We start from the raw sequence: 19,178 nt of genomic DNA, 5'->3' as shown, positions 1-19,178 counted from the left end.
TGGCAGGATGCCTGCCCGCTTTCTGGCTACTTGGTGTTGGAAAATTCCTGCTTTTTACTCCGGGGTAACTTTATTTGCTGGGTTCCGCGCCCCATAGGAGCAATCCACCAATAGCTATGATGTATGCCAATACCACGAGGATAATCATTTTCGCGTTGACAGGATCTTGAGCGGCATTGGCCTCTCCTGTCACGGCATCGGGGAAGGGACTCATGGTGGCTGTCGGGTCCCCACTGGAATCGTGGCCGGGTGTTAGTGAACCGGTGGTGGAGTTTCCCGTTTGCCCCTTTTCGGGGCCAACCGAGAAATTCATTCGAACGCCGGTCTTGCTGGCATGCACGATGCCGGTGGCGCTTTCCGGAGATTGGACTTCTGCCCAAAGGACTGCGTGTTTTTCACCCTCCGAGGCATCTGCCGGAACGTCGATGGTGACCATGGCACGCGCACTATTTCCGGGCTTGATAATTAGTCGTGGCTTGTCCACTGAAGTCCACGTAGTCAGCTCATTGGACAGGTCTCCCGGTGCGTGGGAAAAGGAGCCGTTCTTCACTACTGCGGCAGGGTAAAGCCAAAATTCCCGTGTATGCGCAGTGCCATTGACGATTTCGACTCGTCGTTTAATCGTCTTGCCCGGGTTTATATCTTCGATGATGGATGAAAGAGCATGGGGATCGTTTTGGGCTGCAGCAGGGTTATCTAAACTTCGGAGTCCTATGCCGGATTCCGCAGGAGAGTCTTCCGGGGATCCATTCTCCATATTGATATTAGTCGCTGCAAAGGCTGGGACAGCCGGAAACAAGAAACATATCAGCAGGGCAAAAAACGGTAGCCTGTAGCGCAAAGATAAACCTCTTAACGTGCAATAAATATTGCGATTTTTGCAGCAAAAGTAACGAATTTTTAAGGGCATCGCAACCTACGTGTATGTGATTATTGAAGCAACGAGTGGTCAAGGGCTCCAGGTGCCCTTCGATAACAACCAAGCCGAACGGGACCTGCGGATGATCAAACTCCAACAGAAAATATCGGGGTCCTGGCGCAGCCACGAGGGTGCCGAAGCGTTCCTTGCCGTGCGCTCCTACCTGGCCACAGCCCGAAAACAGGGCAAGAATGCCTTCGATGCGCTTACCGGACTTTTCGGCGGGGACCCTTGGCTACCGACCACCACCTGACCTTCAGCAGTTTTGGTGCGGTCCGGGTGCCAGAAGCAGGGCATGCGGCCATCAAATCTTCTGTGTGTCTTTCACCATTAAGGTGACAGGGTCGGTGCCGACCCTCCTGGGTCGGCACCGACCCTTTAGGTGAGAATCGGCTAGGCTCGGACGCTGGTCTTGGTGCGGATCAGGTCCAGGGCCTGGACGAGGTATCCCTTGAAGACCGGGTAGTTCTCGCTCATCGGGAAGTGCCCGATGGCCTTCATCTCGATGAACTCGGCGTCCGGGATCTGGCTGGCGGTGCGGGCTCCGTCTTCAGGTGTGGTGAGGTAGTCGTACTCGCCGGTCATCAGGACCACCGCGCATTTGTCGGTCTGGATTTCACCGAGTTTGCCGCGCAGGTCGTGGTCCACGGAGTAGAAGTACAGGTCACCCTTGAATGCCTCGGAACCCTGCGTGTAGTAGAACCAGGTTTTCCAGCGGTCTGCCTCCGGTGACTGGGGGGCCATGAGATCCCAGGTGCCGCTGCCGCACACCTGGGCGGCATTGGCGTGGGGGTGCTGCCACCAGTCGAGGTAGAAGCCCGGTGAGTGGTCCGCCCCCTCAACAGGGATGACGGCGTCGAACCTCTCGGGGAAGCGGTGCGCGAGCTGCAGTGCCACGTTGCCGCCGAAGGAGGATCCCATGAAGATGGGGTCAACCAGTTCCAGCGCATCGACCAGGGCGATGATGAAGTTGGCGTAGTGGTCAGCTGTGAGCTGGTATTCCTCGGTCCACCACTGGGTGTTTTCCGGCGGGTCTGATTTGCCGTGCCGGGGGAGGTCGTAGGCGATGACGCGGTAGTTGGCGGTGATCTCCGGGTCCTCCAGCAGGCCGCGCCATTGGTGGTTGTGGGCTCCGGCGGTGTGCTGGCAGACCAGGGGCTGCCCTTGGCCGTTTTCGAGGTAGAAGACCTTGTATTCGAGGCCGTCCACGTCGACGGTGACGTAATGGCCGGTGACGGGGGAAATTTTGCTCATGGCAGGAACTCCTATGGTCTAGACGGGTGCGCCGGTAGAGCGCAGCAGTTCGATCTGGCGGGTGATGCAGCGCAAGTTCTGCATCAGGACCAGGACGTCGCCCTCCAGCTTCATGTCGCGCTGGAAAGAGGCTGCCCAAATGCCGTGGTACATGGGAGCCGGGACGGGCTTACCGAATTCGCTCCAAGTGTGGGCGCTGGCCCGGATGGCGAACTGGTAGGGCACGTCGATGGGGCCCGGGTCCACGGAAATCTGGGCGATGGTACCGGACACCACCCGGACGACAAAGGTGTGCGCCTCCATGTCCAGCAGGTAGGAACAGGTGAAGTACTTTCCGTGGGCCTGGATTTCCGGGTCCTGGTTGTTGGCCTCGGTGAAGCTCTGAACCCAGGCTTCTACAGAAGGGGCACGTGTTGCGACCGTCATGTCGTTGTTCCTCTCATTGGACTCGCGGAGGGTCGGACTTCTCTGTTCGAGCCTCGAAAGCGGGGTTCCTGGAGTGCCTTGGCGGCTGTCTCCGTTGGCAACCTTTCGCTGCTTCCATTGCAGCCCCGGAGGCCCCCTACGGTCCAATACCTGTCCCCTAACCGCCGATAGCCTCAAACTATTGGACCCGGGGTTGTGGCGGAGCTTATAGTTGGCGGATGCACCAGCCACAGCTTGACCTGCGCGTCCTGCAGTACTTCGTCGCTGTTGCGGAAGAACTGCACTTCGGTCGAGCCGCTGCCCGGCTTCACATCGCGCAGCCGTCCCTCAGCGTCCAAATCCGGAAGCTTGAACACTCGCTGGGCACCCCTCTGCTGATCCGGACGAGCCGCAGTGTAGTGCTGACAGGCGCCGGCGATGTCCTGCTGAGCGAAGCCAAGCGCCTCTTATCCGCCGCTCAGCGCGCCGTTTCCTTGACCAGGGAGGCTGCCAGCGGTGTAAGGGGAACCCTGATTGTCGGTTTCCAGGCCAACGCTGCTGCTGAGCTGACGCCGCGGATCCTCGCCGCTTTCAAGAACAACCACCCGGAAATCCACGTCCAGATGAGGTCTTTCGATTTCGCCGATCCCACCGCGGGGCTTGCCGACGGAAGCGCCGACGTGGCATTTGTGCGGCCGCCTCTGCCTGCATCGGACTGGCTCGCCATGGAAACACTGTTCATCGAGCCGCGGGTCCTCGTCGTTGCCAGCAGTTCCCGCTTCGCCGGGCTGTCCGAGGTCTCGGTGGAACAGGTCGTTGATGAGCCTTTCGTCGCCCGCAAGGCCCCGGAGAAGTGGAGGGATTTCTGGCTCGCAACCCATGCCCGCGGCGGCCAGCCGGTCCGTCTGGGCACTCAGGTAGCCACGGTCGAGGAGTGTTTCGAAGCCATCTTGGGCGAGCGGGGCATTGCGTTCACCCAGACCTCCACGCAGCGTTTCTACGACCGTCCCGGGCTGTCTTTCATCCCGGTAAGCGATGTCCCGCCGTCTCCGCTGTCGATTGCATGGCGCACCGACGTCAATGACGGGCCGGCACGCGAATTCGTGGAGACCGCCCGGACCCTGGCCTCCTTCGGAGGCGTCCCGAACCTCGTCGACCCCCGCCTGTCTGCCGCGCTATCTTCTTCGCACCAGTTCAATTAGCGCCATTGCAGTGCAGGCAGGAAATGCCGCCGAAGTCGTGTCTGGTGTACGGGCTGCCAGCACAGGCACCGGCCGAGGGTGCGCTCAAATTGCACTGTAAGGTCAACGAACCCAATAAAGGACCTCGGGAGCTCCCGCATTTCTGCCAGTCCAACTCCCAGGATGAACCCGAGCGGTTGCGGAGTTTCTTGCCTTCCTAGGGACGGAAAGCGGGCATGCCGAGGTTGGTGGGGCCGAGCGTGACGAGTCGTTCTGCGTCCGCGCGCTTGTCCTGGAGGAACCGGAGGGTGAGGTCGATACCCTCAAGTTCGCCAAGCCACCCCCTTGGTTTCGGCGAGCCCGCGTCGGGCGAGGAGGTCGGTGTTGATCTCGTCGAATCGGTCGATCATGACAGGGTCCACCTGGTGCATATTGCGCCCGGCGAGGGCCGTGGTTCCGCTGCCGGGTGAGCCGGTGTTCCGGTGTGGACTGGGCCACCGCGACGCTGGCGGGTGGGCCGCGGCGCCGTTGGGTGTGACTGTTAACTTCGTTTGGTTCTGGCACGAATTTCGTGAACGGTAACGGTTCGTCGCTGCGTGCGATGTTCCCGCACCAGGACAAGGCGCTGGTGAAGCAGTTGCGCCGGGTATAGGGGACGACGCTGACTTTGCTCCTGACTTGCGCGAACCGTGCATTCCCGTGCCCGGCTGCGGGGCGCTGTCGCGGCGGCATGCAACCGCTACCGGCGCCGGATCGCGGACACTGGTCCCGATTCACGAAAATTATGCCAGAACCATTCAGCGTTGAAAACCACACGTTATTCATTGGGGTCCAGATATGTTGCGTTGGGGTGTACCCCAAAAAGACATCTAAAACTTGGCGTGCTGTACAAAGCGTGGGACACGCGACAGCGGAACTCGTCACATTCCTCTTGGTAGTATGTTCAACCGTTTGCCGCGCTATCAAACGCGCCGGCGAGATCACCGGACAGATCCTCAAAAGGTGACCGTCCGTATCATTTTCTTTAATGGATATTGGACGGCCATGCTGATCGGATGCATGCGGGTGTCGAGGACAAACGGGTCGCAAAGCACCGACCTGCAACGTGACGCACTTCTGGCGGCCATAGTCAGACCCAGGAGCTCGGGGATTGGTGTTGTGCGGTGAGTTCCGGCTCGAAGTGGTGACGATAAGATCCAGCTTGATTCATCGTGAATCACTGGCGTAGGCTCTCACTACAGGATCTGCACGAGAATAGGAGCTGATCGAAATGCTCGTCATGGACTCAAACCTTCAAGCCCTCCACCACCAAGCCCTTCAGCGTCAGGCACGCAAACTTGTGGATGACCTAGATGAACTGAGGGCTGCCCAAAATGCGGCGAGCCGCGGCCTGTCCCAGAGGGAAATCGCAGGACTGCTGGAAACCAGCCAAGCCAAGGTGCACCGCTTGCTCAAGGCGCTTGAGCGCCGCGGAGGCAACCTGGAAGCCGGCCCCGAGGAGATCGCCCTCAGGGCTTTCGCCTACGACACCAGCCGGCCAAAACTCATGCGAACCCTCAAGGCTTTTCCCTACACCGAGGGCCAGGACGCCCCCTACCCACATGAGGGACGCATCCCCGGCACGTGGGATCAGGTGGTGACCTCGTTCGCCAAGGGACTACTGAGCATCGAAGAGTTCGAAGAGATTAAGGGAGCAGTTGGCAGATAAGCAAGAGCTGGTTCATCAAGAACTCACCCAGCTCACCAGCCCCGGAAGCCCGCTGCACCAGGCGCCGCCTCATCTGCTCGCGTACTTCAATGATCGAATGGTTGTTGACGTGGCCAACAGGTACTTGGCCTTGCAGACAGAGGTCAAGGTCGAAGGTCGGGCCGTCGTTTACAGTGCGGGGCCTCCGGGTGCCGGGAAGTCCTCGGCCCTTCAATCACTCAATCTCGAGGGCTACCGCAAGATCGATCCCGACGAAGCCAAAGATCTGATCCTCGACGAAGCACACCGTCACGGGCTTCTGACATATCGTGAAAGTTTCATGCTTGCTGACGGCAATGCAGTGAGCATCCGGGAGCTGGTTGCCCATGTTCATGGCATTTCCAATCGGGTCACCGATCTCGTGAGAAAATTGTCCTTGGGCGCAGGGGAGAACCTCATCATTGATGGAACTCTCTCTTGGGCGCCGTTGGGAAGCCTGTACGTGGATGAGCTCTACACGGCTGGTTATGAGGGGCTTACGGTCGTTGACGTGGAACTGCCCCTCGTCGAAACCTTGCGGCGCGCCAAGAAGCGCTGGTGGGATGGGCGACAGAGTGACCCGATATGGGGTGGCCGGTTCATGCCGGAATCAGCGATCCGAACCTGTTATCAAGCAGGAAACGACGAGGAATCCGTGTGTGCACTGAACGCGGCGAATCTCGCCATCCAGGCTGCAGATGAACTGGGTAATGGCACTTTGATGCGGTTCGAGGTAGATCAAAGTACCGGAAGTCCGATCAAGAAATCGGAAACCCACTACGGTCACTAGGAATGGCGCCGACAACGCGGCACTCGACGTCGTTATGGCTACAGGGAGCCGACTGGTTTCGGCTTCAGCTGCTGTCTCGAGCGTAGCGTTTGTCCCACCTTGGCGAGACAGTTTCTCCGGCAGGGCAAACGCGAATCGGGAGGCCAAGAATGTCCCCGGATTTTCAGCGTATTTAACTGGCGGATTCTTGGTGCCAGGGTGTCGCGGTGGGGGATCGGCCTACGGGACACTCACAAGTGGCAATACGGACAAGTCCTTTAAGAGACTGCGCCGATTTCGGCAGCAAAGAATGGGCTCTTGGTAGTAACGGAACGGAAACACGCAATGGGCCGCTGCTGCTACGTCGCCCCGGGGCATCCCGACGGGACCATGCTGTAAGCCAGCGATCTCGATTGCTTGGCGTCCAATCATTCCCGCAGACCCAGAGAAATTTGAGGATTTTATTTTCTCAGTAAGCACTACTATATTTTTTTGGCATGCGGGGAGAAGAGCGATTTACCTCCCCCGATTTGGGAAGGTGCAGTTGCTTCCTTTTGGGGGAAACTCGCACAGCAGTACCCGGCCGTCGGACAGCTTGAGACAGCCACCGCAGTATAGAAGTACCAGCAGTGGCTGGAGTGCGTGGTCGTCGGACAGCTTGAGATGGCCACAGCAGTAAAGCAACACCCTATGGGGTGGGCTAGAGATGAACCTGTATTTATCACTAGCCCGCCCCATACCCTTCTTACTAGAGTTTGCGTCGCTCACCGCAAGATCGGAGCTGACACGATCCAAGAACTCACCCCAGGAGTTCCTCGGGGTCCCACGGCCTCCCGCTAAAGGGCCCCGAGGGTTCGGATGCGCCAAGCCGACGATAAGACCAGGGCGAAGCGAGAACTTGTCGTGTCATTCGGATCATTTGTTTTTCGGTTGTGGCTTGAGTTGTTTCCTGTGTAGGCGCCGGGACAGCAGAACCACAAGCCAAGTCACGAAGCCGGAGATGCAGACGCCCCAGAGAATGTCCGTGATGGCAATGATCGGGGGAAAACCCTTGAGTATCGTGAGCGCGGTTAGCGCCCATGTTGCGTAGGTGAAGAGGCCGAACAACGCTGCGCTAGCCACCCTTTTGCTCAGGGATATCTCTTGGTTGTTGGGTCGGATCCCATAGTGAACGATCCCGGCGATATAGATGAAATAGAAGGCTGCGGCCGCCGCAATGTTGGGTTCAGATGCGAGTATGTGCCCAATGTGGTTTTCGTATTGTTGTCTCGCCACGGTGAGGATCCAGAGTGCGTCGATCAGGGCGAAAAGTAATGCGGCGACTACGTAGTGCAGCAGCCATTTCTTCACTCGGATTCTCATGTTTGGTTCCTCGTGTCGGCGTATATTTTTTCGACAAAGAAGCGGGATCGTTCGATGAACTTGTCTCGTTTGAGTTTCATGGTCGGGGTGAGGATTTCGTTTGATTCACTCAGGTCGGTGAGAAGTACAATAAATCTTCGAACTTGCTCGCTACGTGCAATTTTCGCGTTGGCAGCGCCGACTGCCTTGAGGATGGCTTTAAGCAGTTGTTCATCATCGATCTCAACGGCTCCACCGTCGTCTGGAATTCGCAGTCGGGCTATGTCGGTGATACCTTCGCGTGTCGCCCACTCTTGAAAAGATTCTGGGTCTAGTAGTACTAAGCCACCAAGGAAGGGCTTTCCTTCGCCGACCATGACTGCGTGCGCAATGAGCGGATCGCTTTCGACGTAGCCCTCCCAAATGGTAGGGGAGACGGTTTTACCGCCGGCAGTGACGATAACGTCCTTGATTCTTCCCCTAAGGGTAAGGCGGCCCTGTTCGTCGAACTCACCGAGATCGCCGGTGCGAAAGAATCCGTCAGTAAAGGCGTCCAGATTGTCCGTTGTGTTGGTATATCCGGCAAATACACCAACGCCACGGGCAAGAACTTCTCCATCGTCTGACAGCCGCACGGTAGTTCCCGGCATCGGGACTCCTACGGATCCTGATTTGATTGACCCGGGCATATTTCCGGTCAGCGGAGCTGTTGTTTCCGTGAGTCCGTAACCCTCTATCACGGGCAGACCTATGCCTCGGAAGAAGAGAGAGAGCTCGGCATCCAATGCCGCAGCCCCGGACAGCAGATAGTCCAGGCGCCCACCGACCAGTGTTCTCAGTCGGGTGTAGAAAAGGCGGTCAAAAATGGCATGTCGTACCCGGAGGCCGAGTGTGGCCTGGGCTGCGGGGTTTGTCTCGCGGGCTTCGGCGAGCAGTCCCCAGTCGATCGCGGTGTCCTGTGCTAAATGCCAGAGCTGCCCGAGATGTTTCTGGGCAGCGGCTGCCGCTGCCGAAGCCTGGATCTTCTGCAAAACGCGGGGAACCACCACTAGGAAGGTGGGTTTGAGGGCCCCCAAAGATGGCACCACCTCCCGGGTGTCGGCAAGATGCGCGATCCGCATGCCGTTCGCCAGACAGGTTAGTTGAAGACCGCGTGCCAGGACATGTGCCATGGGGAGGAAGATGATGGTGTTCCCCGATTCTTTGACCACCTCCGTGTAGGCGGCTGCCACGTTCAGGACCTGACCCACGAAGTTGCCATGCGTAATGAGTGCGCCCTTGGGTGCGGCTGTGGTCCCGGATGTGTAGACGATGGTTGCCGTCGATTCGAGGGTTGCCAAGAGGCGTCGTTCCTCCACGACGCTGTCGGCCACGCGTTTGCCATCGTCAACGAGATCCGCTAAATCCGGTTCTACGCGGGTGTCCATGGTCCAGACCCTCGAGCCAGGGATTCCCGCCTGCTCGAATCCCCGTTCCAATATCGAGGCTTCATCAGATGTGCCTGCAATCGCGAAACGCACTGTAGCGTCGAGGAGGACTGCCATGACTTGCTCGACTGCCGAAGTTTCGTAAATGGGGACAACAATCGCCCCAGCGAACCACGCTGCCATGTCCGTCAGTGCCCACTCGTACCGGGTGGCCGACATGATGGCCAGCGATTCTCCGGGCTGAAGACCTGCGGCAATGAAACCCTTGGCCAGGGCACGTACCTCGTTGACGAACTCCCGAGTGCTCACTTGGCGCCATGGGTCAGTGACAGCACCGTCGGCGGAGCGGATCTCGAAGGCTATGTGTTCGGGCGAAGTCCTAAGGCGCTGCATCAGCAGATCCGTCGCGTTCTGGTGCATGGACGGCGCAACCAACAGCGGCGTAGTGAACTCTCTCATCGGGCTTCCTTCTGTGGAAAGGTCTGCAGGTGGTCGCGCATCAGATGCTGAGCAACGTCTAGAAAGCTGGCAACGGCTGCCCGCTGGTCAAGGGGCAATGCTTGCAGATGGCCATCAATTGCGGTTGCAAGTGGGCACATCAGGTCCAGAATCTTTTGTGAGGACGCAGGTGTAGAGCTCACAAGGACTTGGCGTCGGTCAGCTGTATTGCGACGGCGTACCACGTAGCCGCGCAACTCTAGCCGGTTGGTGATAGCAGTGGTTGTGGCAGCAGTGGAACCCAAGTCCTCCGCAAGTTTCCCTGCTGTCATCGGCCCGAACTGGGCCAGCACCGAAAGGGCACGGTAATCGGTGAGATTCAGGCCTAAATTCAAGGCGATTTCTCGTTCGCTCTCACGGACGATGGCATACAAGCTCTGCAGGGTCTCGAAAACAGGGCGGGAAGACGAAGTGTTCACCTGGATTCCTCAAAATCGCTAGCCTGGATTATAGTCAATACTATTTGAACATCATACATAATTGAACAAGATAGCCTGCAGGAAAGAACCCTCGCGGAAGCCCGCGCCGGTATTCGGGACCGCATGCGTGAAGGGAATTGCCTGATGAAGGACTCAAACCGCAGGGCTCTGATCGCCCTGCCCGTGGTGGTGCTGGTCGGCGCCCTGCTTGCACTTGCTGGCAGTGACGGTGGTGCCGTCTGGGGAACAATCCCCGTCTTCACTCTTGCCGTCGTCGCGGCCTTCCTGATCCAGTGGATCGCGTTCATTCCGTCGTTCCTGAGTCAAACGGAGAAATACTACGATCTGACCGGCACGGTCACCTATACCGCCATCACTTTGCTGGTTCTCTTTGCGACGCCCGGGATTCACGCCAGGTCGCTGCTGTTGGCAGTCATGGTCCTCGCTTGGACGCTAAGGTTGGGGATCTTTTTGTTCCGGCGTGTCAGCAGGGCTGGCAAAGATGATCGTTTCGACGAGATCAAGCCGTCCTTCGTCAGGTTTCTAAGTGTCTGGACCATTCAGGGACTCTGGGTCACCTTCACGGCTGCCGCTGCGTGGGTCGCCATGACCTCTGCCAACCGGGTTACGCTGGACGGTTTCGCATTGATTGGCTTCATCGTCTGGGGGATCGGATTTGGTTTGGAGATAGTGGCCGATCAGCAGAAGGCCTGTTTCAACTGCGATCCCGCCAACAAGGGAAAATTCATCTCCACAGGTCTGTGGTCCAAGTCGCGTCACCCAAACTACTTCGGCGAGATTCTGCTGTGGATCGGTGTCGCAATCGTTGCCTTACCCGTATTGCAAGGGTGGCAGTGGGTCGCGGTGATCTCACCGGTGTTCGTTGCTTTGCTGCTCATCAAGATCAGTGGCATTCCGCTCCTGGAAAGGAAGGCTGAGTCGAAATGGGGAGGTCAACACGATTATGAGTCATATAAGGAAAACACCCCCGTGCTGATCCCAAAGTTCTGGTAGAGGCACGAAATAATCGGATGGGTCCTGACCGAAGAAGGAAAACGCTGTGAAAGTAATTGTGATTGGTGCGGGACTAGCGGGGCTGCGTGCCGCAGGATTTGCCTCCGCACAAGGGCACGACGTCACGGTCTTGGAAGCTTCGCAAAGAGTCGGTGGCCGCGTCGATACCGAGCTGATTGACGGATTTCGGTGCGACCGGGGGTTTCAGCTCATAAATCCCGGCTATCCGGAGGCCCGGCGGGCCCTGAGCCTCCAGGACCTGGACCTCCATGCGTCAGGACGCGGTGTCGCGGTTCGGGATGAGTCTGGTGTTCAGATATTGGCGGACCCTTTCCGCCACCCCTCATACCTGAGCGGACTGTTCAGCGATACGTTGAAAGCAGCCGACCTTTCTGCGTTGCTTCGTTGGAACCGTCTTGCACACGCTGGATCGATGACACTGCACCAAGTCATCGACGACGCTGGTTTCTCTGCGCCCTTACGCAAGATCATTGAAGGATTCTTTTCGGGTGTGGTGGCAGACTCGGATCTAAAAACCGCGGCTCCCTCGGCTCGAACATTGGCCTGGTATTTCGCCAAGGGTATCCCGTCGTTGCCGGCGCAAGGGATGTCGGCCGTGGCACATCAGTTGGCCGAACCGGTCTTGGATCGCATCCGATTCTCAATGACCGTAGAATCCCTCACCAGCCACAATGGCCAAGTGACAGTGGCCTGTACCTCAGGCGAAGAGTTGATAGCGGACCGGGTGGTGGTGGCCACAGGCCCCCGGGTCAGCGCCCGGCTCACGGGGCAGCCAGAGCCGACCATGAATTCCATGACCACCTGGTGGTTCGACGCTCCTCGTCGTCCCAGTAAGTTGCCTTTCCTCTACCTTGATGTCCGAGAAGATTCCCGGCTGATCCACACCTCGGTGATCTCCAATGTGTGCCCGTCGTACGCACCTGCCGGACGTCACCTGGTGCAAGCAACCGCTGTAGGTGCGCACGATTTAGATGACAGCGAAGCCATGGCCCAAGCCGCCAGCATCATGGGGGTTCAGGATCCGGACTGGAGATTGCTGGTGCGCCACGATGTTCCCGATGCATTGCCCTCCATCGAGCCTGGGCATCGTCCCCTGGCTAGTGGGATCCCTGGCGTGATCATAGCCGGTGACACGGCAGAAGCGTCCATTCAAGGCGCATTGGCCAGTGGGGTTGCCGCCGCACGCGCACTTGGTGATACCCGAGAAATGGTCAATGCGCGTGAGTCCTTCAACGATACGTTTACCCTTCGGATTTGGTGTATCGGGGATGCCAAGGACATATGGGATAAGCTGACCGACCTGGATAGCCATACCAGCGCCATTCCCCTCACCACGGTGACGCCAGCCCAACGCCGGATGAGCGATGGCCTGCGATTTGTCGGACTCACGTCTTTGGGGCCAGTGAAAATAGCAGACCGCATGCTGGTACGCCGAGCCGACGCACCTACTGAGGGAAACCCTGGACGTCTAAACGTATCGAAATTTGGTCCGGTAGCAGGTGAAGTCGAGGCCATCATCGAGCAGCATGGCTCCGAGGTCGTGGTTATCTGGCGGCAGAGCCTCCGACCGGCGTGGCTGCCACGCTGGCTCAGACCCCTTGGCGCTGTTGTCGCACGAGCAGGCTACGGCATTGGACTGCGTAAACTGCTGACTTGAAAAACGCCTTTACCGAAGAAGGGTTGCGAGATAGCCACTGGCCATGTTGATGACCATGGCACAGTTCATCACCGTTTTCCTTGGACACCGGGTGTGCTTGCGATGACCGGTCAGCGGGACCACCAGAGCCTCCCTGTGCCGCTTTGGGCGTTTCTGCCAGCGGGTCCCAGGAGCTAACGGAGCTACCTGAACGAGGAACCAACGAAGTTTTCATCAATATGACGCAGCTTCAGCACCTCAACCAATGGTGAGTGTTGGCCCCCGGCGAACTTCTTCAGGCCGGCCTGCAGATCACCCACCGTTGCACAAGGTCATACGCATCCGGGGTTGGGCACTCGCGGAAGCCACCGTAGGCGGTTAGGCACTTTGATGGTCGTGTCCGCGCAGTGTCCCTCCCGTGTCGCGATGGCCGCCTATGACGGAACACCGCAATCCCCGGCGGTGTTCTGATCGAGTTCCAGCAGGATTCCCGCCCAGCGCACTTCTCGCGGTGGGTTTTGGGTGGCTCCCGGTCCCATGCATTCAAATACATTCGACGGGACTTCAACCTTGCCATGCTCGCTCAGTTCGACGCGGGAGGGATCGTGAAAATACCACTACAAAATCCTCACCACATGAAACCGGGTCACCTCGCTAGAGCACGAGGAGGGGACTGGTGCAGCATTTCTTCACGTCTCAAAAATCCTGCGAAGGGAATGCCGCCGACCGCTACTCGGGAGGCAAACCCGGGGAAGTGTTCAGCATGGCCCGAAGACGCGAATGTCCGGAGCCCTCGCGCAGACTCTTTCCCAGATCATGCAATTCATTCCGAGTGTGTTCCGGGAGGGCGAGCATGGCAGCCAGTGCAGCCTGGAGTTCTTCGACGGTCGCGGTGTTCGGTGCCAAGGCGGTGCCGAAACCGATGCTTTCTAGGGCGGCGGCCCCGGCAAACTGGTCCGTGGAGAAGGGGAGAACCACCGTGGGCACCCCGAAGGTCAGTGATTCGGTCACCGAGTTGTTGCCGCCGTGGGTCACCGCGGCGGCGGCCGAACCTAGCAAGGTGACCTGCGGCAAGAATTCCCCCACCAGCCAATGCTCCGGCAGCTGGCCCAGCGAATCACGGCCCGCTGAACCGTATGCCACCGCGGCCCGCAGACCCATTTCCTTCAGCGCGGTGACGACCTTGTTCAGCACATCGCCACGCACCGAGAGGAAGCTGCCGAAGCTGACGTAGATAAAGGGTTCATCGCTGGAGGAAATCCATTTCTCGATGTGTGCTTCGGTGGGTTCGGAGCGCACCGAAGATCCCATGAACACGTGCGGGGGAAAGTGTTCGAAGCGATCGGCACCGACCAATTCGCCGGGGTAGTTGAACACCAGCATGTCACCGTGTTCGGCAAAAGCATCGGAGGAGGGCGGAAGATGAGGGGCCAATACGGCCAGAGCCGCATTCCACTGGGTGGTGAAGGAGTCGGCGACCCTGGCGCAGAGGTTCCGCAGCTCCTGGACCTCCTGCGCGGTGGGGCTGAAGGCCGCCGGCCACGTCGGGGGAAGACCGTAGACCTCGGCCGCGGCGGGCAGGGGCAAGGCCGTGGGATGTCCCAGCACCACGTCGATGTGCTCGCGGCCGGCAGCCACCAGACCCAGACGAGCACTGAAGGCCAAGTGGTCCACGATGATGATCTGCGGGTCTACCGTTTCGATGATTTCCTGCACGGCACGGGCCGTGGCGACCGGTTCCCACATAAGGTCGTTCATGCGGGCCTCGGCTTGGAAGGACAAGGTTTCGATCATGCCTAAGCGGGTGGCTGCGAAGAACCCACGCAGCGCGTCATCTTCGCCCTCGGGCTGCTCTTCGGCGCGGATCACCCCGGGGTTCGAGCCGCGGCTAAGTGACAGGGGCACATGCTCGAAACCGAAGGACTTCACGATCCCGGCGGTGGCGTCGCCGGTGGCGACCACCACCTTCTCCCCGGCCTCGAGCCAGCTCGCGCCCAGAGCTGCTAGCGGGTAGAGGTGCGATGCGTAATCGGGGCTGATGATCAATAGCGTCATGGGGCGGAAACCAACTCTCGTTGAAGTTCAACATCGTCGTGGTGCACGGTGGAGTATACGTTCGTCAAGGCGTTTGCCATGGCTTCGATGGTGAAGTCGGCCTCGACGACGCGTCGGGAATATGCGGCGCGTTCAGGTGTGGTTTCGGCAGCGGCGCAGGCCAGCGCTTCGTTCATGGCGGCACGCAGCCGTGCGGTGTCCCAGGTGGAAGTGAGGAATCCGGTGTGTCCGTGTTCAACGTAGGTTGCCGGCCCGCCGGAGTCCGGGGCCACCACCAGCAGGCCCGAGGCCATGGCCTCAAGCAGCGCAATGCCGAACTCTTCCTTGAGGCTTCCACAGACGTAGACACCGGCCCCGGTGGCGTAGCCGGGAATACCGGTGCCTGCCGCAGCCACCCAACGGGCCACGGTGTCATTGGGGCGGTGCCCGGACAGGAGCAGGCCGGCAGTTCCCCGCGCTTCCGGATCGATCAGCGCATCGATCCGCTCGAGCTGTTCGCGTTCGTCCGGGGACGGGTGGTGCAGGTTCCCTCCGACCAGCAGCAGGTTGGCCTTGTCGTGCAGATCCGAGCCGATCCAGGCCTCCACGATGGAGGCCATGCCCTTGACGCGATGGAACCTGCCCACGCTGATCAGTAGCGGCAGGCCGCGGCGTGCGGTGGGGATGTAGGCCAGGAGGTCACGCAGCTTCGCCAATGGTTCACTGGCTGGTTCTCCGGCCGAGAGTTCTTGGGCCTCGGCCACGGCCTGCTCAATGACGGTCAGGTCGATGCCTTCGGGGACCACTGTATGGCGCTCGGGTTCCAAGGTCATGTCCAAGCCCACAAGTTCCTTCATGTCCTGAGCGAGCTCGGGGCGGGGGAAGAACACGGTGTGTGCCGCGTTGGATGCCATCCGCTGCACCAGCCGGGCGCGGAACCAAAAATGCTCGACCTCGTCGATGCTTCCGAAGTTCTCCCGGGTCAGTTGCCCCGAACGGTCCATTGAGTTGATCACGGCGTGGGGGTCCGGTGCCACGGTGAAGACCACCGGGATATCGAGTTTGCGCGCCACCTCGAACGCGGCAAGGCTTCCAACGTCGGCCATGCGCAGGTGCAGGGCATCGACCCGTCCCATGGCCTTGAGGATGCGGTGGATGCCGCGGCGTGCCGCCACCCGCAGCGGCCATGCCGTCGCCGAGGGCATAGGACCCTGCAACAAGGGAACGCGGGCATAAACATGGCCGGAGGCGGCTTGCTTCAACGTTTCCATGCTCTGGGCCGCTTCGTGCAGCCCGCCGCGTGAAAGCGTCACCACGCGGTTGACCGTGGAGGGGGTGCCGGCATCGGGTCCACGTGCGCCGGAAGCCTTCTGGTTTCGGTGGGCTTCCACCAGCGCATCGCCCAGGCGCACCAGCAAGGTGGCGATCCCGCCGGTATCCCCGCTGCCTGCCTGGCTCAGTTGCGCGTCGATGTCGGCATGCAAGAACAACTGGGCGATCGTGAGTTCGTTTTGGGGAGCCCAGGCGGCGGGCCGCGGAGAATGGGTTTCGGAGAGGTCGGACCGACAGAGCCGAGCGGCCTCGGCGAGCAGGGTGCTTTCCTGCGTGATTTCTTCGAGCAGCTTGACGGTGTCTTCGGAGTCAGCGTGCTGACCCAGGGCCATGACAGCTGCAATGCGGACCGTTTCTGCCTCATGGCTGTCCCGCGCGATGCGTTTCAGGGGGTGGACCGCCACTTCATGTTGAACCAGGCCCAAGGTTTCCACCAACCGGTAGCGCCCCGCCTCATCCGTAACGCCCAAGAGCGAGCTTTCCAGACCCACGGCGATCATTTCTGGGGCGGTGACGGCCCAGTCTTCGAGGGTCCGTTGCGCGAGCATGGCGGCGAAACCGCCGCCGCTTACTAAGCCGATGAGCCGGCCGATGGATGCGGTGCGCGGAGTCCGAGACCCGTGGGCCCAGGCGGCGTGTTCCCGGATAAATCCGTGTTCGCTGGAGAGCAGTTCCGAGAGGTGTTCGTCGGCTTCCTCGTCGGTGACTTGCGCGAGGGCATGGATGGCCGCAATAGCCGCGACCTGATCCGACCCTGCAATGGTGTTGCGCAGAAGGCGCAGGTTCCTCACCCCACCGTCCCGGCTGGCCTCCACGGCCAGTTCGTCGGCTAACCGCAAGGCATCGACCAAGCGGTCGGCTTTCTTTACGGCATCGAGACAGCTTTGGATCTTCATGTGTACACCTTGTCAAGAAGTGGTCCGGTTGGAACAGCATGTGCCCTGCAAATCCCAACCTATCCAATTGCTAGCCTGTCTAGCGATATTTGTTGGATGATTTCTCGCGAAGAAGAATATGCTTTCTCGTCTGCTTCTGCGCCGTCGGGATTCCTGGTGGCGAAGAGCCCAAATTGGTTCGACCGCTCCGGGATGAAGACTACTCTTTGGCTCGTTGCATTAACCACTTCACGCGGCCTAGAAATGCTGATTCAATCTTCACCGTACCTCTACCGGCGAACGATCCCGGAACGCCCACGCGCAGGGGGCGAATGGGCGTTCTTGGTGACAAAAAGCGAAACCGCCCCAGCTGACGAAGAGTCACAAACGACAGCCTTTGGCGGATCGATAAATTCATTTCTAGACGCTGGATGCAACTTCCCATGCCGGGGCGATGGGTTTCTGGCGACTGCCCAGGCAGCATGTGGTGGAGCAAGCACCGCTGCCGGGAACGAGTGCTCCTTCCGGGGTCACGGCAGGGGATTGGACGGCTTCGCCTCGGTACTGGGCTGCGCGCTCCAAAGCGGCATCGATGAGTCCGGCGACAAATTTCGGATCGGTACCCACCGTATCGGCTCGCACGTATACGAGCCCGAGGTCCTCGGCGGTTTGGGCAGCTTCGGTATCGAGATCATATTTGACTTCCATGTGATCCGAGACGAACCCCAAGGGAACAGTAATGACGCCTTCGACGCCTTGTGCGGCGAGCTCTTCCATTCGGTCGTTGACGTCGGGTTCCAGCCATGGCGTCTGAGGGGAACCCGACCGGGAGCAGAAGACCAGTTCGGTTTCGAGGGGTTGTTCGTCCCCAAGTTCGCTCCCGATCCAATCTATCAATTGCTGGTGCTGACCGCGGTAGCCGGCGGTCCAGCGTTCGGAAGCGTCCTGCATCGTTTGAGGAATTGAATGCGTGACGTAGAGCAGGCGATGTCGGCGGACATCCAGGCTGCCTACCTGTTCGGAGAGTTCTTCCAAGGCGCGGCGCACGCAGGCCAGTTCCGCCTGGGCGAATCCGGGATGGTTGTAGTACTGCCTGATCTTTTCGAAGGAAACATCGATTCCCTCGTGGGACAGCGTGTCTATGGTGCTGGCAAAGTCTTCCCGGTATTGCCGGCAGGAGGAATAGCATGAGTATGCGGAAGTGTCGATGGCAAGAAAGCGTGTGCCACCGGTCCGAGTGGCGAAGTCGCGGACGACATCGGTCAGGAAGGGATCCCAGTTTCGATTGCCCCACAGCAGTGGAGTCTCAAGACCACGGCGTTTAAGTTCCTGTTTGAGGGCATCGAGTAGGTCCCGGTTCTGTTCGTTGATCGGCGACCGCCCCCCGAATCCGTAGTAGTGTTCACCTACTTCGACCAGTCTTTCATCAGGTATGCCACGACCTCGAGTCACGTTTTGCAGGAAAGGAAGAACGTCAGCGTCTTTCTCTGGGCCTCCGAAGGACATCAGTACCAGGGCATCGAATGGGTGAAGGTCTTTGGCTGTCATGCAAGAAATTGTACAAGGTGTAGAAAACAACGCTGATCTGACCATAAACGTCCCTCGGACAGGAACTGAATTGGAGCCCGGGCGCGTGAATTCTAGAGCCAAGATGCTTCTTTCAGAGGTCGTTTGTACTTTTGAGGCGCGCCTGCGCGTTGCGCGTGCGGGGCTGATCTTGTTAAGTTCCTGCTGAGTCCGGCCCTTCTTCAGGGCGTTGGTGAATGCGGCCTTTTCGTTGGCCTTGCCTCGTTGAGGGCGTCCTCTGCATTGACCCGTGAGGCGACTGCCTGGGCGATGTCGTTGGCGGCTTGCATGCGCAGATCGTTTTGCGCCTGGAGCTGTTTGAGAGCTGGAACCCTTCCCTGTGGATTTCGAGGCATTGCCGTACTGACGGAAGGACATCCGGCCCCGCTCGACCCGGGTCTCCTTTCAGGGGCGTTGGAGAACATGGCGGCCGATGGACGTCGTGTGTGGCTCTACAGCTCGTGGGCCCAGCGTGCGACATCAGACGGCCCAGTATGGCCTCCTGACATCGACACCCGGGTCGAGTTGCGCCGTGGATAAAGCGCACTTTCTGCGTAGGTGACGGCGGAAACCGACATTAGTGAGTGCCTGATTTTCGTGGGGGAGTGCTGCGTTAGTGGATCGGCTTACGGGAACCGACCTGCCTATGCAGATGTGTGCTGATATTTGACCAGAAGACTTCTGTCAGGGTCCTGTGCTGTTAGTGTGCGGTGCGTGCGCATCCTGTGTCGAAAGCTCAAAAACCGGGGTGCGTTTTCCGT

At 59.4% G+C, this 19,178-nt stretch carries 14 protein-coding genes and 2 pseudogenes; 7 read left to right on the top strand and 9 right to left on the bottom strand.

Annotated elements, in window-relative coordinates; genetic code table 11:
- Window positions 1-70 precede the first annotated feature (70 nt).
- Entirely contained in the window at window positions 71-910 is an 840-nt protein-coding gene (locus tag ACIQLF_RS21250) for a hypothetical protein (RefSeq protein WP_400303062.1), read from the bottom strand.
- 49 nt (window positions 911-959) lie between these two features.
- Here ACIQLF_RS21250 and ACIQLF_RS21245 point away from each other — a divergent pair.
- Window positions 960-1,172, top strand: a pseudogene (locus tag ACIQLF_RS21245) (transposase); the annotation flags it as partial.
- A 140-nt stretch (window positions 1,173-1,312) separates the two neighbouring features.
- Here ACIQLF_RS21245 and ACIQLF_RS21240 read toward each other — a convergent pair.
- The gene (locus ACIQLF_RS21240) at window positions 1,313-2,173 is read right to left on the bottom strand and encodes an alpha/beta fold hydrolase (RefSeq protein WP_400303059.1); all 861 of its coding nucleotides are present in this window, start codon (window positions 2,171-2,173) and stop codon (window positions 1,313-1,315) included.
- An 18-nt stretch (window positions 2,174-2,191) separates the two neighbouring features.
- Entirely contained in the window at window positions 2,192-2,599 is a 408-nt protein-coding gene (locus tag ACIQLF_RS21235) for a hypothetical protein (protein WP_400303057.1), read from the bottom strand.
- 218 nt (window positions 2,600-2,817) lie between these two features.
- On the opposite strand from ACIQLF_RS21235, the gene ACIQLF_RS21230 reads away from it, so the two are divergent.
- The 4 genes and pseudogenes from ACIQLF_RS21230 (at window position 2,818) to ACIQLF_RS21215 (ending at window position 6,275) form a co-directional block, all read left to right on the top strand.
- Window positions 2,818-3,780, top strand: a complete 963-nt coding sequence (locus ACIQLF_RS21230; protein WP_400303055.1) for a LysR family transcriptional regulator — start codon at window positions 2,818-2,820, stop codon at window positions 3,778-3,780.
- A 1,023-nt stretch (window positions 3,781-4,803) separates the two neighbouring features.
- Window positions 4,804-4,896 (top strand): annotated as a pseudogene (locus ACIQLF_RS21225) (recombinase family protein); the annotation flags it as partial.
- Window positions 4,897-5,098: 202 nt separating this feature from the next.
- Entirely contained in the window at window positions 5,099-5,467 is a 369-nt protein-coding gene (locus ACIQLF_RS21220; RefSeq protein ID WP_400303052.1) for a helix-turn-helix domain-containing protein, read from the top strand.
- A complete protein-coding gene (locus tag ACIQLF_RS21215) occupies window positions 5,457-6,275 on the top strand; it encodes a zeta toxin family protein (RefSeq protein ID WP_400303050.1) in 819 nt (272 codons plus the stop codon). The genes ACIQLF_RS21220 and ACIQLF_RS21215 overlap by 11 nt, the downstream gene beginning before the upstream one ends.
- A gap of 894 nt (window positions 6,276-7,169) precedes the next feature.
- On the opposite strand, the gene ACIQLF_RS21210 is transcribed toward ACIQLF_RS21215, so the two are convergent.
- The 3 genes from ACIQLF_RS21210 to ACIQLF_RS21200 are packed head-to-tail and all read right to left on the bottom strand — an operon-like array spanning window position 7,170 to window position 9,939.
- Window positions 7,170-7,616, bottom strand: coding sequence for a DUF2177 family protein (locus ACIQLF_RS21210; RefSeq protein ID WP_400303048.1), 447 nt, complete (start codon window positions 7,614-7,616; stop codon window positions 7,170-7,172).
- Complete coding sequence (locus ACIQLF_RS21205; protein WP_400303045.1) at window positions 7,613-9,481, bottom strand: AMP-dependent synthetase/ligase; 1,869 nt, start codon at window positions 9,479-9,481, stop codon at window positions 7,613-7,615. The genes ACIQLF_RS21210 and ACIQLF_RS21205 overlap by 4 nt, the downstream gene beginning before the upstream one ends.
- Window positions 9,478-9,939, bottom strand: coding sequence for a MarR family winged helix-turn-helix transcriptional regulator (locus tag ACIQLF_RS21200; protein WP_400303043.1), 462 nt, complete (start codon window positions 9,937-9,939; stop codon window positions 9,478-9,480). The genes ACIQLF_RS21205 and ACIQLF_RS21200 overlap by 4 nt, the downstream gene beginning before the upstream one ends.
- Window positions 9,940-10,083: 144 nt before the next feature.
- Between ACIQLF_RS21200 and ACIQLF_RS21195 the strand changes: the two genes are divergently transcribed.
- Together ACIQLF_RS21195 and ACIQLF_RS21190 are read left to right on the top strand one after the other, a co-directional pair.
- Window positions 10,084-10,953, top strand: a complete 870-nt coding sequence (locus ACIQLF_RS21195; protein WP_400303040.1) for a DUF1295 domain-containing protein — start codon at window positions 10,084-10,086, stop codon at window positions 10,951-10,953.
- Between the two features lie 46 nt (window positions 10,954-10,999).
- Window positions 11,000-12,631 carry an NAD(P)/FAD-dependent oxidoreductase gene (locus ACIQLF_RS21190; RefSeq protein ID WP_400303037.1) on the top strand — a complete coding sequence of 544 codons (1,632 nt, stop codon included), beginning with the start codon at window positions 11,000-11,002 and terminating at the stop codon, window positions 12,629-12,631.
- A gap of 708 nt (window positions 12,632-13,339) precedes the next feature.
- On the opposite strand, the gene ACIQLF_RS21185 is transcribed toward ACIQLF_RS21190, so the two are convergent.
- The 3 genes from ACIQLF_RS21185 to ACIQLF_RS21175 form a co-directional block, all read right to left on the bottom strand.
- The gene (locus tag ACIQLF_RS21185) at window positions 13,340-14,665 is read right to left on the bottom strand and encodes a glycosyltransferase (protein ID WP_400303035.1); all 1,326 of its coding nucleotides are present in this window, start codon (window positions 14,663-14,665) and stop codon (window positions 13,340-13,342) included.
- Window positions 14,662-16,872, bottom strand: a complete 2,211-nt coding sequence (locus ACIQLF_RS21180; protein ID WP_400303033.1) for a glycosyltransferase — start codon at window positions 16,870-16,872, stop codon at window positions 14,662-14,664. Before ACIQLF_RS21180 ends, ACIQLF_RS21185 begins: the two co-directional genes overlap by 4 nt.
- A gap of 399 nt (window positions 16,873-17,271) precedes the next feature.
- Window positions 17,272-18,399 (bottom strand): ferrochelatase, encoded by a 1,128-nt coding sequence (locus ACIQLF_RS21175; RefSeq protein WP_400303030.1) that lies wholly within the window; start codon window positions 18,397-18,399, stop codon window positions 17,272-17,274.
- Window positions 18,400-19,178 lie beyond the last annotated feature (779 nt).

Source organism: Paeniglutamicibacter sp. NPDC091659, from assembly GCF_044756805.1.
Lineage (GTDB): Bacteria > Actinomycetota > Actinomycetes > Actinomycetales > Micrococcaceae > Paeniglutamicibacter.
The sequence above is the reverse complement of the archived record's forward strand: the minus strand, read 5'-3'. Positions and strand labels throughout refer to the sequence as shown.

Excerpts from the sequence above, each read along its gene's own strand:
- ACIQLF_RS21250 (WP_400303062.1), bottom strand. The coding sequence starts at position 910 with ATGCCCTTAAAAATTCGTTACTTTTGCTGCAAAAATCGCAATATTTAT.
- ACIQLF_RS21240 (WP_400303059.1), bottom strand. The coding sequence starts at position 2,173 with ATGAGCAAAATTTCCCCCGTCACCGGCCATTACGTCACCGTCGACGTG.
- ACIQLF_RS21235 (WP_400303057.1), bottom strand. The coding sequence starts at position 2,599 with ATGACGGTCGCAACACGTGCCCCTTCTGTAGAAGCCTGGGTTCAGAGC.
- ACIQLF_RS21230 (WP_400303055.1), top strand. The coding sequence starts at position 2,818 with ATGCACCAGCCACAGCTTGACCTGCGCGTCCTGCAGTACTTCGTCGCT.
- ACIQLF_RS21210 (WP_400303048.1), bottom strand. The coding sequence starts at position 7,616 with ATGAGAATCCGAGTGAAGAAATGGCTGCTGCACTACGTAGTCGCCGCA.
- ACIQLF_RS21205 (WP_400303045.1), bottom strand. The coding sequence starts at position 9,481 with ATGAGAGAGTTCACTACGCCGCTGTTGGTTGCGCCGTCCATGCACCAG.
- ACIQLF_RS21195 (WP_400303040.1), top strand. The coding sequence starts at position 10,084 with ATGAAGGACTCAAACCGCAGGGCTCTGATCGCCCTGCCCGTGGTGGTG.
- ACIQLF_RS21185 (WP_400303035.1), bottom strand. The coding sequence starts at position 14,665 with ATGACGCTATTGATCATCAGCCCCGATTACGCATCGCACCTCTACCCG.
- ACIQLF_RS21180 (WP_400303033.1), bottom strand. The coding sequence starts at position 16,872 with ATGAAGATCCAAAGCTGTCTCGATGCCGTAAAGAAAGCCGACCGCTTG.
- ACIQLF_RS21175 (WP_400303030.1), bottom strand. The coding sequence starts at position 18,399 with ATGACAGCCAAAGACCTTCACCCATTCGATGCCCTGGTACTGATGTCC.